Here is a 15,921-nt window from a genome sequence, read left to right as displayed (position 1 = left end):
TCGTCTAGGCCGTCCGCAGGAACCGGTCGAGCACCCGGACGCCGAAGTGCAGCGCCTCGACCGGCACCCGCTCGTCCACGCCGTGGAAGAGCGCCTGGTAGTCGAGGCCCTCGGGCAGCTTCAGCGGGGCGAAACCGTAACCGGTGATCCCGAGCCGGGAGAACTGCTTGGCGTCCGTGCCGCCCGACATGCAGTACGGCACCACGTGCCCTTCGGGCGCGAACTCCTCGACCGCGGCCCGCATCCTGGCGAAGGTCGGCGAGTCCACCGGCGCCTGAAGGGCCACCTCCCGGTGCGCGAACTCCCAGCTCACGTCGGGGCCGGTCAGGTGGTCGAGGGTGGCGGTGAACTCCTCCTCGCCGCCCGGCAGATAGCGCCCGTCAACGTAGGCGACCGCCTCGCCGGGGATCACGTTCAGCTTGTAACCGGCGTCCAGCATGGTCGGGTTGGCGCTGTTGCGCAGGGTCGCCTCGACCAGCTTCGCCGCCGGGCCGAGCTTCTCCAGCAGCTGGTCCACGTCCCCGAAGTCGGGCTCGACGCCGTACAGGGCGGCGAGTTCGGTGAGCGCGGCCCGTACGGTCGGGGTGAGTCTCAGGCGCCACTCGTGCTCGCCGATGCGGGTGACGGCGGCGGCCAGCCTCGTCACCGCGTTCTCCTTGTTCACCTTGGAGCCGTGCCCGGCCCGGCCGCGCGCGGTGAGCTTGAGCCAGCCGGTGCCCCGCTCCCCCGCCGCGATGGGGTAGAGCTGCCGGCCTGCGCCGTCGTGGAAGGTGAACGCACCGGACTCGCTGATGCCCTCGGTGCAGCCCTGGAACAGCTCGGCATGCCGGTCGGCGAGGAACCCGGAGCCGTCCTCGGCGCTGGCCTCCTCGTCGGCGGTGAACGCGACGACGATGTCCCGGCGCGGCCGTACGCCCTGCCGGGCCCAGGACCGGACGACCGCGAGGATCATCGCGTCCATGTTCTTCATGTCGACGGCGCCCCTCCCCCACACCACCCCGTCGCGGATCTCGCCCGAGAACGGGTGGACGCTCCAGTCGGCGGCCTCCGCGGGCACCACGTCGAGGTGACCGTGCACCAGCAGCGCGTCGGCCGAGGGGTCGGTGCCCTCGATCCGGGCGACGACGTTGGTGCGGCCCGGCGTCCGCTCCAGCAGCACGGGCTGCAGTCCGGCCCCGGCCAGCCGCTCGGCCGCGTACTCCGCGGCGGGCCGCTCCCGGCAGTCCCCGCCGCCCCGGTTGGTGGTGTCGATGCGGATCAGCTCCGAGGTGAACTCCACGACCTCGGTGAGGGCCGGTTCGTCGGCCCGCTGGTCAGCCATACTGCTCCTCCACGGCGGCGGAGACGATCGTCGTGACCGCCTTGAACGTCCGGATCCCCTCGTACATCGTGGCGCTGGTGTACGCCACCTTCCGCTCCCCGGTCCGCGCGACCCCGGGCACGACGGTCGCGGCCGTCGCCAGGTGCTCGGCGTCGAACTCCACGGCGACCGTGAACGGACCCGCCTCGACGGGCTCGTGGCGCACCGCCAGCCGGGCGGCCTCCTTGGCGGCGGCGCGGATGTCGGCGGCCGTACGCGTGGGCGTCCGGCATACAGCCGCATACCGGGACACATGGTCCTTCACCGCGACCTTCAACGCCTCCGGCGCGTAGCCGAGCGCGTCCTCGCAGGCCACGTCGTCCCCGGTGACGAGGACGACGGGGACGCCGTACTCGGCGACGACGCGCGCGTTGAGCAGGCCCTCGCTGGCGCGGACGTCGTTCAGCCACACCCCGGTGATCTGGTTGGCGAGGTAGGTGTGGGCGAGGACGCCCTCCATGCCGGCGCCCGCGTGGTAGCCGACGAACGCGATGCCGTCGACGTCTCCGTTCTGCACGCCCTCCACCATCGACAGCGCCTTGTGCCGCCCGGTGAGCATCTCGACCCGCTCGTCGAGCCGCTCCAGCAGCAGGTTGCGCATGGTCCAGTGGGCCTCGTTGACGAGCACCTGGTCGGCGCCACCGTCGAAGAAGCCCTCCACGGCGGCGTTCACGTCCGAGGTGAACATCGACCGGCACCGCTCCCACTGCGGCGTACCCGGCAGCACGTCGGCCGGCCAGGTGACGCCCGTGGCCCCCTCCATGTCGGCACTGATAAGGATCTTCATGCTGCGCACGGTACGCGCCGAACGGGAACCGGGCTACGGTCCGCGCCGCCGCATCGTGTGCCGGCCCACTCCGCTCGGAGACAAGCCCTACTCGTCGAGGAACCGATACCCCTCGCTCGCGGCCTGGATCACGACGGTGCCGTCGCGGACCTGCCACTCGCTCATGCCATCCACCTCGTGGCTGACGAAGAACAGACCCCTGACCCGGTCGTCGTCCTCGTCGGAGGCCGGAATCCGCGCCACGCTCCGCAGTCGGTCCAGGAACCAGTCGACGGAGTTGTCGCGCATCTGAGCCCCGAAGAAAACGCAGTTCACGAAGTTGTACTGCCTCGGCGGAAAGGCCCAGCCACCGCTGTACGTCCGGTCGGGGTCGTCCTGTTCGACGATCTCTGTGACCTGGGCGAGCTGCTGGTCATCGCACTCCAGCCAACCCCTGATCGTGACGAGGACACCCACGACGCTCAGCCCCTGACCTTGTGCACACGAGCCCCCGGCTCACTGATCGCCCAGCGGACCGATGTCGATGACCGCCTGCATTCCATATCGCGAATCATACCGTTTGATCGCATTCAGAACATCCCTGGAGGGCTCGTTGTCGAACTGGAAGTACGGCGTTCTACCCGAGGCCGCAGCCGCTTCGTACATTCGCTTTGCCGAAGTTCGGAACTTGCCGCCGATCTTGAAATTCGCGGGTTTCGCGGATGCGACATACTCGTCACTGACCGCGTCGAATTCGACATCCTTGAGGTTCAGGAACTCGACCTGGGCCCGACCGCCGAGTTTGTTCGCCAACAATTCTGCGTTCGGATCGAATTTCTTGGTCGAGTTGACCAGCATGCCCAGTCCGCCGTTCCCCGACAGCAGCCCGGGTTCCGGCGCGGCCCTCGCCGGGGCCGCCTCCTCCTCCGCGGCGCCCGCCCCGGCCAGGACGAACGGCAGCATGTCGCAGAGCGAACCCGCCGCGCAGGGGTTCTCGGGGATGTCATCGACATCCGCCCAGGTGTGGTAGAAGTGCGAGAGTTCCAGGCACCCGCCCTGGGTCATGTCCTGACTGCATCGCCCGCGGAAGTAGAGCTCGACATTGACGGCGTAGGTGTACAGCGGGTTGTAGTCCCCCTGGTCCGCCATCTGCGCCACGCTCGGATACTTCTGCTGGAACATCTGGACGGTTTTCAGGGGCGGGATCGGAACCGGTGCGGGACCGTCCCCATGGCACCCGTCGCAGTAATGGCCGCCGGTGCTGTTGCCGGAGCAGGAGTGCGTGTCGCAGTAGTGACTGGAGCCCTTGTAATTGCTGGATTCCGGGTCGTTCTCCGAGTGGTAGTCGCCGTACGTGCCGTTGCTGCCGGAGCAGTAGCTGGACGGATAGCAGGATTCGAGGCCGGTGGGGTCGCTGCCGGTGACCGGGTTGTCGGCCGCGTAGGCGTATCCGCCGAGTTCCTGGGGGCTGGCGGCTTCGAAGACGGGGTCGAGACTGATGAAGCTGCCGAGCGTCGGGTCGTACTTGCGGGCACCGATGTCGGTGTAGCCGGTGGAGGTGTCCTGGGGCTTGCCCAAGTAGGAGTGGGTGGGGTCGGGCCAAGTGGTGGTGTTGGCACTGGCTCGTCGCTGGCCGTAGGGGGTGTACTGCTGACGGGCGACCTGCTGGGTGGTGGTGTCCATCGCCAGGGAAGCAGTGCCGTGCGGGTCGTTGAAGAGATACTTCGTGCCCCCGCCCGCGAGGCTGGAGCGGACTGCCACAGGGTCACCCGAGCCGCCGTGGCTGTAGGTGCGGACGGCGCCGAGCAGAACGTTGGGGGTGACGCCGGTGTTGACGATGATCTCGGTGTCGCCGGCGAACAGCGTGGTCTGGCCGGGATCACGGCGGATCAACTGGCCGCCGTCGGCGTCGTAGAGGTACTTGGTGGTGGTGGGGCTGGCGCCTTTCGTGTCCACTTGGACGAGGCGGTTCTCGTCGTCCCAGGTCAACGTCTGGCCGGGACCGCTGGTGGGGGTGCGGGTGTGGAGGTTGCCGACTTCGTCGTAGCCGAACCTGGTCGGGTTGGTGCCTCCCGTGGTGGCGGTGAGGGTGTGCGGCTGGGCGCCGCTGCTGTTGCAGCCGGTGGTGCAGCCGTCGGTGTAGGACGTGGTGACGGTGGTGCCGGTGCCGCCGATGGCGTGGTCGACGCTCTGCTTGCGTTCGCCGACCGCGTCGTAGCTGAAGGACTGCCAGTACGAGCCGGCCGTGGTCGACAGGGTGCTGCTCGTCGGCGGGTTGGCCGCGCAGTTGTCCTTGGCGGTCCAGGCGTCGGTCAGCCGGTCGAGCGTATCGTAGGAGTAGCACTGCTGGTCGGTGACGGTGTTGCCGGTCTCCGACTGCTGGTCGGTGGTGGAGGTCGGGTTGCCGGCGGCGTCGTAGGTGTACTTGGTGTTGTCCACCGTCGGACCGGGGGCCTGGGTCCGCTCCACGAGCCGTTCGGTCGGTCGCCGGGTCTGGTCGTCGTAGCTGTAGGTCGCCCACGCGGGGTTCGTGGACGGGCCGAGCGTGACCCGGGAGAGCTCACCGTAGTTGGTGTACACGGTCGCGCCGACGTAGGTGGCGATGCTGCTGGCGGTGGTGGTCGGCTTGCCCAGTGCGTTGCGGCCGTAGGTGATGGTCTCGCTGTTCAGGCCCTGGGTGCGCGGGTCGGTCTGTGTCTTCGGCAGCTGGTCGTTGGTGGTGTACGTGTAGGTCGTGGTGTACGTCGACGGCAGCGGGGCCTCGGACGCCGGCAGCGTGATCTTGGTGCCGGTCGGCTTGCCCAGGCTGGTGTAGCCGGTGGTGGCCACCGTGTACCCGCCGGTGGTGCCCTGGACGTAGCGGGTCGAGGAGGTCGGCAGGCCGATCCGGAGGGTGTCGTAGGTCCAGGAGGCGAACTGGAAGTTCGACTGGGACTTGTCGGTGGCCGTGAGCTTGCGGCCCAGCAGGTCGTAGGTGTAGTCGAGCTCGACCTGCTTGGCGTCCGTGGTGGACGTCAGGTTGCCCGCATCGTCGTAGCCGTAGCTGCTGCCGCCCGCGTCCGGGTCGGTCTGGGACTTCTTGCGGCCCAGCAGGTCGTAGCCGAAGGTCCACACGGCCTTGTCGGGACCGGTTACGCGGGTTTGCTGTCCGGCGCCGTTGTAACCGTAGGTGGTGGGTGAGGCGCTGCCGCCGGTGGCGGTGAAGCCTGCCGCGGCGGACCCGCCCAGTGTGGGCGCGGCGGTGTACTGGTCGAGCTCGGTCGTCTGACCGCGCGCGTTGACGACCGTGGTCGTGGCGACCCCGCCCTTGGGCGGCAGGACGGTGGTCCTGTCCCCGGTGTAGGCGGTGGTCGTCGTCCAGGCCTTGACCCCGTCGTGTTCCTCGGTGACCAGGTCGGCCCGGCCCTGTCCGTCGTAGTCCGTGACGGTGGTGTCGGGGATGGAGACCTGGGAGACCGATATCAGGCTGCTGCCGGGGCTGCCCGCCACGTTGTAGGCGTTGTTGGTGGCGACCGTCCAGCCGTGCGAGTCGTATTCGGTGTCGGAGACCGTGGTGGTGGAGTTCTCCGCGGTCGCCTGTACCTGCAGCGGGCGCAGCATCGCGTCGTACAGCGTTGTGCTGGTCCCGTAACCACCGCTGTCCAGCAATGCGTTGGTGGAGACGACCGAGGGAGCCGACCGGGACAGGGCGTAGGTGTAGGTCGTGTTCGCCGGTGCGCCGTTGGCCTTGATCTCGTTGGGCAGCCATACACCGGTCATGCGGCCGAGCGCGTCGTAGGTGAGCGAGGTGAGCAGGCCGGCCGCGTCCGTCTTGGATGTGGGCAAGCCCCGTGCCGGGTCCAGGGTGCTGCCAGTGAGCTGGCAGTCCTTGGACGACACGGTCACCGTGGAGCAGTCGGCGCCGGGTGTGACCTGGGTGATGGTCGTGCTGCTCGTGGGGAGCGCGCCGGTGGCGGGGGTGTAGGAGGTGTAGACGGTCTGGGCGAGGCTCTTGCCGTCGGGGGAGACCGAGTGGGGAGTACGGGTGGCCTTGATGGTGCGGCCGTAGGAGTCGTAGGTGGTCGCGGCCTGGTCCACGAACGCGGTGGCGGTGGCGCCGCCGGCGGCGGACGCCTGCTGGTCCAGCGTGGCGTCGCCGATCTCGGGGAGTGCCGGATTCTGCTGGCCGTCGCCGTCGTAGGCGAAGGCGTTGTGGTCGTAGGAAGTACGGACGTCGGAGAGCAGGGTGCCGCTCGGGGTGGCGCCGGCGCTGGAGCAGTCCTGGGACGTGGAGATGACCTCTGCGGGCAGCACCAGGGTGCTCGGGCTGCCGGTGAGGTAGCGGGTGTAGGTGCACTTGGAGACGTTGGCGCTGTCGGTGGTCTCGCCCCGGTCGTCGACCTGCACCGGCATGCCGGTGGTCGACTTGCCCAGCGTCCGGTTGTAGAAGGTGTCGGTCTCGGTCTTGCGCCAGCCGTACGACACCGCCTGGCGGGTCAGTGTCTTGGCCGGGCGGACCATCTGAGCCGTCAGGTCCGGCAGACCGCTGCGGTTGCGGCCGGCCGTGGGTCCGATGATCGTGGGCACGTTGACGACGGCCTTGGCCAGACTGCCGCCGGAGGCGGAGTAGGTGTCGGTCTCGAAGGTCTGGCCGGCCAGCGCGTCGTCGTCCGCGACCGAGGTCGCGCCGTCCTGGCTGGTCAGATCCGGCACCGAACGGGTCTTGCCGCCGGGCAGCGTGTCGCCGTTCATGCCCAGGAAGTAGTACGACTTCGTGAGCGTCTTCTGGTCGTGCACCTTGGTGCCGTCGGTGTAGTGGAACACGTTCGGGTCACCGGTGGTGACGTCCACCTCCGGGTAGCCGCGGAACTGGCCCCAGGTGCGGTTCTTGGCCTTGACGACCTCGTTGTCGTCGTAGTGCCAGCCGGGGTTGCCCTTGTAGGTGTAGTCGGTCTCCAGCTCCGGCTGGGTGCCGTCCTGGTAGGAGTTGTGCGGGTCGGTGGTGACGACCGAGGTGACCTTGTACTTGTAGAACCAGTCCATCCACGGCGCCGGCTGCCCGTCGGGGGTCCAGTACACCGGGAAGCAGGACAGGGTGTTGGTGGAGGCGAACGTCCGGGCCGCCGCGTCGGTGGGGTCGTTCGGGTCGCTGGCCGGGGCGCCCGCGCAGTCGGGCCGGTCGTAGGTGACCGTCGTCTCGGCGCCCGTCTCGGTGGTGACCGTCTGGATCCGGTCGTGGTACATCAGCGGCATCTGCGGGATCGTGCCGACCCGGTTGGGCAGCTGCAGCGGCGGGTCGAAACTCACCGCCGGTGTCGAAGTGCTGCCCGACGCGCCGCCCAGGGTGTCCAGGCCCGTGTGCTGGACCGAGTCCAGCCACAGGGTGGGGGCGTGGTCGCCGCCGTCGGGGAAGGACTGGGTGAAGGTGTACTTGTCGACCTGCTGGGTGGTCCCGCCGGTCTGGATCTGCGTGGTGATGGCGGTCAGGCGCTTACGGGACCAGAAGCTGGGACTGTGGTTGGTGCAGCTGGAGCCCGAGGCGCAGTTCAGATCGATCGGCACGTCCGGCCAGTAGGCGGCGTTCGCCGCGTTGAACTGGCTGTCCGCGCACGTGTTGCCCGACGGGGCGCCCGGGATGCAGCGCTCGGCGGTGTCGAAGAGGATCTGCTCCGGTGTGGTGCCGGAGTAGATCGTCGAGGACGTCATGCCGTAGTCGATCCGGGACAGGGTGCCGCCGCGCGTGTAGGCGACGGCGGTGTCCTTCGTGTCAGCGCCGTAGTAGCCGGTCTCCGGGCTGTAGTACCAGGCGGTGGCGTTTCCGTGCGAGTCCACCACGTAGTCCAGGTTGAACCGGTAGCCCAGCGTGCAGGCCGTGTCGGCGAAGGTCGTGCTGTCCGGACACGCCGACACCCCGCTGTGCGCGTGGTAGACGGGCTGGGTCCACGCGGACTTGGTCTCGTCCTTGCCGCTGGACCAGCCAGGCAGCCGGTTCAGACCGAAGAAGTACTGCACCCCGGCCTCGGTGACCTTGAAGTACTCCTTGTTGTCGGTGCCGTTCGTGGCACCGGTCAGGTCCTCGATCTTGGTGGTGGAGTCGTCGCCGGCGGGGCGGAAGGTCTTGGTGGCGTCGTCGTAGACGATGTCGGTGGACTTGCCGTTGAGCGAGAGGGTGAGGATCTGTCCCGCCCAGCACTCGTCGCCGTCGTTGTCCGGGGCTCCGGAGGAGGAGTCGTCCTTGCAGGACTTGTAGGTGCGCTCGATGTAGTTCTCGGTGGAGCTCCAGCCGTCTCCCAGCCAGGAGGACTGGTTGTTGGTGCCCTCGGTGCGCGCGTCCTGGGTGGAGGAGTTGTAGGACAGACCGACGTTCGGTGCCGCGCCGCCGGTCGCCGGGGGTACCGAAATGGGATAGCTGTAGGTGAAGGCGCCGGTGTTCCCTGAGGTCGACCAGGAGCCACCCGGCGACAGGCTCGTCGCCGAGTAGTCGCCGGAGGAGCCCGACGTGCCGGAGGTCGCCGCCATGACCACCATGGCGGTGGACGACGCCGTCGCCGAGCGGGCGGCAACGCCGTCTCCCGGACCGGCGGGTGCTGCCGCAGGCACGGAGACCTGCGCGGACAGCGGCGTTCCGGGCGCGGTACGCACCGCGGTCTGGGCCTGGCACTTCGTCAGCTTCGGCGTGGTCAGCGCGCACGCGGGCAGCTGGACCAGGTGCAGGCGCGCGGCGAAGTCCCCGCCGAAGGCGTAGCGGAACGCGGAGTCGTCCACCCGCAGCGAGACCTTCCCGCTGCCGGGGCCGGTGCGCCGCAGGGTGAAGAGCAGGCCGTGGACGCCGGCGGCGCGTGCGGTCTTGTGGTCCAGCACGGTCACCCGCACGCGCTGTGATCCGGTGACGGCGGTCGCCTGGGGCCGCGCTCCCGCGCCGGCACCCAGCAGGACGGGCGTCTTTCCGGCCCGTACCTGGGTCGCCTCGGCGGTCAGCCGCGTGGTGGCGGGCGCGACGGGCAGGGTGACCACTGCGCTGCCCGGTGCGGGCAACGTGGCGTGCGTGGTGGGGTCGAAGTGCTCGAAGCCCTTGTGCGGGGGGACCCGCTTGGGCGCCTTATGGGTGAAGGGGATCCGCTTGTCGTGGGGCACGACGGGAGCCGACACGTGGTGCTGCGTCGTGGTGGCCGCCGTGGCCACGCCCGTGGGCAGCAACCCCGCGATCAGAGCGCCGGCCGCGGCCAGTGTCGTACGACGGAACCCCGTTCTTCGCACCATGGTGTGCGTTCCCCTCCCCGAACCATGGACACCCAACTCGCCCTGAACAAGCGGCGATTGAGGGCGCGCCAAGAGGAGGCACCGTAGATCGAACGCCCCCGCGGAACCCTCACGCTAGGGCTTGTGATCGACACAAGACGCAAAGGATCTCCACGCGAAGAGCAAAGGAATTACCTCGCCAGGACGTCAAGTTGACCCGTACCCGTCAAAAATGGACCGCGCGGGAACGGCGAGCGATCAGTCCGTGATGGACCCCCGCGACGGTCGACGCTGAGAATGCACAGCGGCGCGGACCCACGGGGGGACCGCCTGACACCTGCGAAGGATCCCAACGTCGATGTCCGCCTTTGGCACACCCATGCGCGCGTCCAGACGGCCCGCGTCCAGACCCATCGCCGTCGCCGTTGTCGCAGCCCTGGCCACGGGCTCGCTGACCGCCACGGTGACGGCTCACGCGGAACCCACCGCCCCCACCCGCTCGTCCCACCCGAAGCCGGCATCGCACCCGCCGCGTGCGCAGTCCGCGGCCCGGCATCTCAACCCCACGGAGGCGGCGTCCGCCCGGGCGAAGGCCACCGGCAAGCCGGTGACGGTCGATCAACTCACCGACACCGGAACGCTGGTGGTGGCCAACCCCAACGGCACCTTCACGCTGACCGACTCCTCGATGCCCGAGCGCACGCGGCAGCACGGGAAGTGGGTGCCCATCGACACCACGCTGGTGCGGCAGGCGGACGGAAGCTGGGCGCCCAAGGCCGCCGTGACCGACGTGGCCTTCTCCGGCGGCGGCTCCGGCGCGCTGGTCACCATGCGCAGCGGCACGGACAAACTGGGCTTCTCCTGGCCGGGCGCACTACCGAAGCCGGTGGTCTTCGGTGACACCGCCACCTACCCGGACGTGCTGCCCCAGGTCGACCTGCAACTGACCGCGGACGCCTCCGGATACTCCTCGATCCTCGCGATCAAGTCGCCGAAGGCGGCGGCCGATCCGCGCCTGCGGAGCCTCGCGCTCAACACCACCTCGGCCAACCTCACGCTGACCGGCACCCGCGACGGCGGTGCCCAGGCCACGGACAAGCGCACGGGCAAGACGGTCTTCCACAGCGACACCGCGCTCATGTGGGACAGTGCCGGCCACAAGGCCGCAGGCAAGCCCTCGGCCCACACCGCGAACGCCTCCGCCGCCCAGGCCGAGCACAAGGCGGCGGCCAGGGTCGGCAAGCACCGCTCCCTGGTCCGCGTGACCCTACGCCATGGCAGACAACTTCTGGGAGTGGACAGGGAGTTGCTCACCGCCAAGAGCACCTCCTACCCCGTGTACGTGGACCCGGAGTGGAGCGGCAGGCCCTCCCAGCTGGACTGGGCACGGATCTCCGACAACGGCTGGAACGTCTACAACTCGACGTCCACTTCGGGGTCCACCAACGCCCGCGAAGGATGGGACAACTCCTATCCCGGCAACGGCGAACGGGCCCGCACCTATTACCAGATGAACACCAGCGGCATCAAGGGCGCCGTCGTCACCCAGGCCTCGCTGTACGTGAAGCAGCTCTCCGCAGCCTCCTGTTACGACACGCCGGCCGCCGTCTACGGCACCGACCGCCCGGCCGGGTGGAGCTCCTCGTCGCTGTACTGGGGCCACGAGCCCGGAGGCCGTACCGGCTCGCTCGGCACCGATCCCAAGAGCCACGAGGCCGGCACCTGCCCGGTCACCGACGGTTCCAACTCCTGGGTCAGCCCGCCGTCGCTCGAGTTCGACGTGACGTCCCGGGCGCGCAGCGCGGCGGCCGGCGGCTGGAAGAGCATGACGCTGATGGTCCAGTCACCCGACATGGACGACCCGCACCAGTGGAAACAGCTCGCCTACGGCGGCGGCGCGACCATGTCGGTCACCTACACCTACCGGCCCAGGCTCCAGAACGGTACCGGCACCCCCGCCATCAAGCCGTCCACGGTGAGCATGGGCAAGACGATGACCACCACCCACACCCCGACACTGTCCGCCCGTGCGGTCGACCCCGACCTGGCCGGCGGCAGTGAACTGGTGCGGATCCTGTACGACGTCTACAACTCCTCCGGCACCCTGGTGGGTACGGGCTACGGTCCCAGCACGGACTCGAAGAAGCGCCCCCGGTACAACACCAACGGCAGCGACTGGACCACCCCCAGCCTGCCGGACGGCACCTACACGTGGAAGGCCACCGCGCAGAACGCGGCCGGCTACTGGACGAACAGCGGCTCCGGCATCTGGACCAAGACCCAGACCTTCACCGTGGACACCAGCGCGCCGCCCGCGCCGACGGTGACCTCCAGCCAGTTCCCGGCCCGGCAGATCGGCGCCGCGTTCGGCGACACGGGCACGTTCACGCTCGGCAACAACCACACGAACAACATCACCGGTTACCTGTTCTCGCTGGACGCGACGCTCGGCAACACGGTGTACACCAGCACCAATGTCACGCACGTGACGTCGAGCACGAAGGTCACAGCGGGCCATGTGTACTACGTGACCTCCGACAACGGCGCCGGTACCGGCACCTCGGTCGTCAACGGCAGCGCCTCCCCCAAGTTCACCCCCGGCACGGCGGGACCGCACACGCTGTACGCCAAGGCCGTCGACCAGGCCGGCTCTACGTCCGTCACCCAGACCGCCTACGCCTTCTACGCAGGCACCAGCTCACCGACGTACGCCTACGGCGACAAGATGGTCAACGGCTGGACGGCGACCAACAGCGACGGCACGACCACCGTCGTGCCCAAGGCGACCACCACCACCAAGGGCGGCCAGCTGATCACCCAGGCCGCCGGCAGTGGCTACGAGTTCGCCGACGGCTACCAGGCCATGCTCGCCAACAAGAGCAGCACCTCGAAGGTGATCAGCGGTGACAGCGCCACCTTCAGCTTCGACATCCCCAAGGACGGCCCCTGGAGCTTCGGGGCCAACCTGACCAAGGCCAAGGACTACGGCACCTACAGTCTGGTCCTGGACGCGGGCACGTCCACCCAGGCCACCCTGATCAGCGACTTCGACGCCTACAACTCCTACGTCACCACGCGCTACGTCGACCTGGGCATCCCCAGGGACTCGAGCGGCCGGCTGCTCAGCCTCAAGCAGGGGGTGCACACCCTGACCCTCGGCCTGAGCGGCAAGAACACCGCGTCCACCGGCTACCAGGCGGGTATCGACGTACTTCGGCTCGCACCGGCGCTGTCCTGCGCGGTCAACTCGACCGGCAGCTGCCAGAACAACACCGCCACCAGCACCTTCACCACCACGACCGGCCCGGCCGACGCGGACGGCAGCGGCAACAGCATCAACTCGGCCGATCTGACGGGTACGTCGGGCTGGCAGAGCGGGAAGACCGTCACCGTCGACGGCGCCACCGTCACGCTGCCGAAGTTCGGCACCGGCACCTACGACAACATGCTCGCCTCCGGCCAGACGATCACCGTGCCGGGCAGTGGTGTGGTGAACACCGGTGACGCCGTGGTCTTCCTCGCCTTCGCCACCGGCGGCGCCGCCAAGGGCGCCACGGGCACCATCACCTACGGCAAGAACAACTGCCTGGATCCCGACGGCAACCCCGCCGACCAGTCCTACCAACTGGACACCGTGCCCGACTGGATCAGCGGGCCCGCCTCCGCGGCCACACTGACCCTCGTCCACGAGAACCACAAGGACAACACCCAGACCAGCCCCGGCAGCGGCCCGAAGATCTACGCGATCAGCGTTCCGCTGGCCTGCCCCGGCTCGGTCGTCAGCAGCATCTCACTGCCCCTGTTCACCAACGGCGTCCAGTCCGGACAGCCCAGCCTGCACATCCTCGGGATGGGCGTGCGGCCCCTGACCCTCGCCGGCGCCAAGCACTGGGTCGGCACCTGGTCCTCCGTACCGGACACCGCCAAGGTGCAGCAGTCGGGCGGCACCACCGCCACCGTCAACGGGCAGACCCTGCGCATCCCGGCCCACGTCAGCATCGGCACCGACGCCGGGGACGGCGTGCGCATCCACCTGTCCAACGCCACGGGCACCGGCCCGGTGACCTTCGACGCCGCCTCCGTCGCCCTGCAGGACGGCACCGCGGGCGGCGCCACGGCGGCCGCGGCACCGGTGCCGCTGGCCTTCGGCGGCGCCGCCTCCGTCACCATCCCGGCGGGCGGCGACGCCACCAGCGACCCGGTGACGCTGCACGTCGACCAGCAGGCGACTGTCCTGGTCAGCCTGCAGGTGCACGGTTCGGTGTCCGCCATGCCCGGTCATGCCACGGCCCGGACACCGGTGTGGGTCAGCGACGCGGCCAACCGCACCGGCGACACCGCGGCCACGAGGTTCACCCAGACGACGTACACCGGTCTGCCGTACCTGGCCGGCATCGACGTCACCACGCCCACCTCCGCCCCCACCGGCTCACTGGTCCTCTACGGCGACCAGAGCGTCAACGGGGACACCGCGAGCGGCGACGGCCGGCACCACCTCAGCGACGCCGTCACCGACGCCATCATGGGCGACCCCAACGGGGACGGCACCGTGGACTACGGCGTGCTCGACGCCGGCACCAACAGCACCAGCCTGAACAACAACCTGCTGCCGCAGACCAGCAGCGACACCCCGACCAACGCGCTCAACCCGGTCGACCGCAATGTGCTGGCCCAGGGGAACGTACGTACCGTTCTCGTCTCCACCGGCGCCGCCGACCTGCTCAACTGCACCAGCGACGCCAACACCTGTGCCGTCAAGGTCGAGAACGGGCTGGCCGCGCTCAACAGTGAGCTGAGCTCGTACGCGACCGACGACGGGCAGGCCTACGCCAACGGGCAGCCGGTCACGCAGAACTCCAACATCACCGTCTACCTCACCACCATCCCGCCGTTCACCGCCGCCCACCCGGGCACGGCGACCCAGGAGTCCGCACGCGAGCAGGTGAACGGCTACCTGCTCGACAACTTCCCGACGCAGGTCATCGACTTCGCCGCGGCGGTCTCCACGGACGGCACGGCCACCTCTTCCACGGTGAAGGCGGCGGACCTCTCGGGCGGCAACCCGTCCGACGCGTACTACGCGGACCTCGGCGCCCGGTACCTCAACGACACCAACACCCAGGTCGTCAGCATCGCGCCGAACCTGATCGTCCCTGAGGCCACCGCCGGCGACACGCCCGACGACGCATGGGACCTGGCCACCGACGGCACCGACGCGCGCGGGGACAACCCCTTCACCGCGGTCGGCGGGGCGACCTTCGACTCGGCCGGACCCGACGCGATCAACGCCCCGACCACGGCCACACACCTCGACGGCAGCACCGGGTTCCTGGAGAGCGACCACACGGCGGTCAACACACTCGCCGACTACACCGTCTCCGCCTGGGTGAAGCTCGACTCGGCGGACAATCCCGCCACGGCCGTCTGTGAGGGCACCAGTCAGCACCAGGCGTTCTACATCGGATACGACCGGACCAACCAGGGCTGGATGTTCCAGACCACGACCACCAACGACGACACCGCCGACTTCCCCACGGCTGAAGGAGACGCGGGCACCGGCGCCCTCGGTACCTGGACCCACCTCCTGGTCACCTACACCGCACCCGTCGACGGAGACGACGGCACCGGGGTGATGTCGATCTACCAGAACGGCACCCTGATGGGCACCGCGATCAACCGCACGCCGCAGTACGACTCCTCCATGCCCCTGACCATCGGCGGCTGCGTCAACAGCCCCGACGCGACCTCGCCGTACAACGCCTTCCCTGGTTCCGTCTCCGACGTGCAGGTCTACCCGTACGCCATGACCGCGAGCGAGGCCGGCACGAACAGCGTGATCGTGCCGGCCGGCTGGAACCAGGGCATGCCGGAGGACGAGTGGAAGCTGTCCACGAGCGGCACCGACACGACCTCCTTGAACCCGCTGACCGCCTCCGGCAGCGCCACCTTCGGCACGGACGCGCCGAGCGGGCTGTCCGGCGGTGTCGCCTTCGACGGCAGCACCGGCTTCCTCAAGAGCAAGCAGAGCGCGGTGAACACCCTCGGTGACTACACCGTCTCGGCCTGGGTGAAAATCAACTCGGCGCTGGGAACCGCCGCGATCTGTCAGGGAACCACCACGCACCAGGCGTTCTATCTCGCCTACGACAAGAGCAACCAGGGCTGGATGTTCCAGACCACCACCAGCAACGACCCGAGCTCCGACTTCCCCACGGCGGAAGGAGACGCCAATACCGGCGTCGTCGGTGTCTGGACCCACCTGGTCGCCACCTATAAGGCACCGGTGGCCGGGGACTCCGGCACCGGCACGATGTCCCTCTACCAGGACGGCACCCTGATGGGAACGGCGAAGAACCTCAGCCCCCAGTACGACTCGTCCCTGCCCCTGACCATCGGCGGCTGCGTCAACAGCGCCTCCGCCCCCACCCCGTACCTGGCGTTCCCCGGTTCCGTCGCCGATGTCCACGTCTACCCGCGGACCCTCTCGGCGACCGAGGTCGGCGCCCTGCGCTGACCCGTACCACAACCGCCGCGGGCCCCCGGCCGCTCTCCGAAGGAGCGGCCGGGGGCCCGCCCG

Annotated in this window: 5 protein-coding genes; 1 reads left to right on the top strand and 4 read right to left on the bottom strand. The window is 69.1% G+C overall.

Going from position 1 to position 15,921, the window contains the following annotated elements; all coding sequences use genetic code 11:
• Nucleotides 1–4: 4 nt before the first annotated feature.
• From ACIBJF_RS17410 to ACIBJF_RS17395, 4 genes are all read right to left on the bottom strand, one after another.
• Nucleotides 5–1,321, bottom strand: coding sequence for a M20/M25/M40 family metallo-hydrolase (locus ACIBJF_RS17410; RefSeq protein ID WP_399174561.1), 1,317 nt, complete (start codon nucleotides 1,319–1,321; stop codon nucleotides 5–7).
• The gene (locus tag ACIBJF_RS17405) at nucleotides 1,314–2,147 is read right to left on the bottom strand and encodes a M55 family metallopeptidase (RefSeq protein ID WP_399174560.1); all 834 of its coding nucleotides are present in this window, start codon (nucleotides 2,145–2,147) and stop codon (nucleotides 1,314–1,316) included. The genes ACIBJF_RS17410 and ACIBJF_RS17405 overlap by 8 nt, the downstream gene beginning before the upstream one ends.
• A gap of 87 nt (nucleotides 2,148–2,234) precedes the next feature.
• On the bottom strand, nucleotides 2,235–2,603 hold the full coding sequence (locus ACIBJF_RS17400; RefSeq protein ID WP_399174559.1) for a hypothetical protein: 369 nt from the start codon (nucleotides 2,601–2,603) through the stop codon (nucleotides 2,235–2,237).
• A gap of 39 nt (nucleotides 2,604–2,642) precedes the next feature.
• The gene (locus tag ACIBJF_RS17395) at nucleotides 2,643–9,365 is read right to left on the bottom strand and encodes an RHS repeat-associated core domain-containing protein (RefSeq protein WP_399174558.1); all 6,723 of its coding nucleotides are present in this window, start codon (nucleotides 9,363–9,365) and stop codon (nucleotides 2,643–2,645) included.
• Between the two features lie 337 nt (nucleotides 9,366–9,702).
• Here ACIBJF_RS17395 and ACIBJF_RS17390 point away from each other — a divergent pair, with 337 nt between their 5' ends.
• The gene (locus ACIBJF_RS17390; protein WP_399174557.1) at nucleotides 9,703–15,858 is read left to right on the top strand and encodes a LamG-like jellyroll fold domain-containing protein; all 6,156 of its coding nucleotides are present in this window, start codon (nucleotides 9,703–9,705) and stop codon (nucleotides 15,856–15,858) included.
• Nucleotides 15,859–15,921: the final 63 nt, after the last annotated feature.

Origin of the sequence: Streptomyces sp. NPDC050743 (genome assembly GCF_044456925.1) — a bacterium.
In the GTDB taxonomy this organism is placed as follows: domain Bacteria; phylum Actinomycetota; class Actinomycetes; order Streptomycetales; family Streptomycetaceae; genus Streptomyces.
The sequence above is the reverse complement of the archived record's forward strand: the minus strand, read 5'-3'. Positions and strand labels throughout refer to the sequence as shown.

Bases quoted from the DNA above. Each gene is read 5' to 3' on its own strand.
- ACIBJF_RS17395 (WP_399174558.1), bottom strand. From the start codon at position 9,365: ATGGTGCGAAGAACGGGGTTCCGTCGTACGACACTGGCCGCGGCCGGC.
- ACIBJF_RS17390 (WP_399174557.1), top strand. From the start codon at position 9,703: ATGTCCGCCTTTGGCACACCCATGCGCGCGTCCAGACGGCCCGCGTCC.
- ACIBJF_RS17405 (WP_399174560.1), bottom strand. From the start codon at position 2,147: ATGAAGATCCTTATCAGTGCCGACATGGAGGGGGCCACGGGCGTCACC.
- ACIBJF_RS17410 (WP_399174561.1), bottom strand. From the start codon at position 1,321: ATGGCTGACCAGCGGGCCGACGAACCGGCCCTCACCGAGGTCGTGGAG.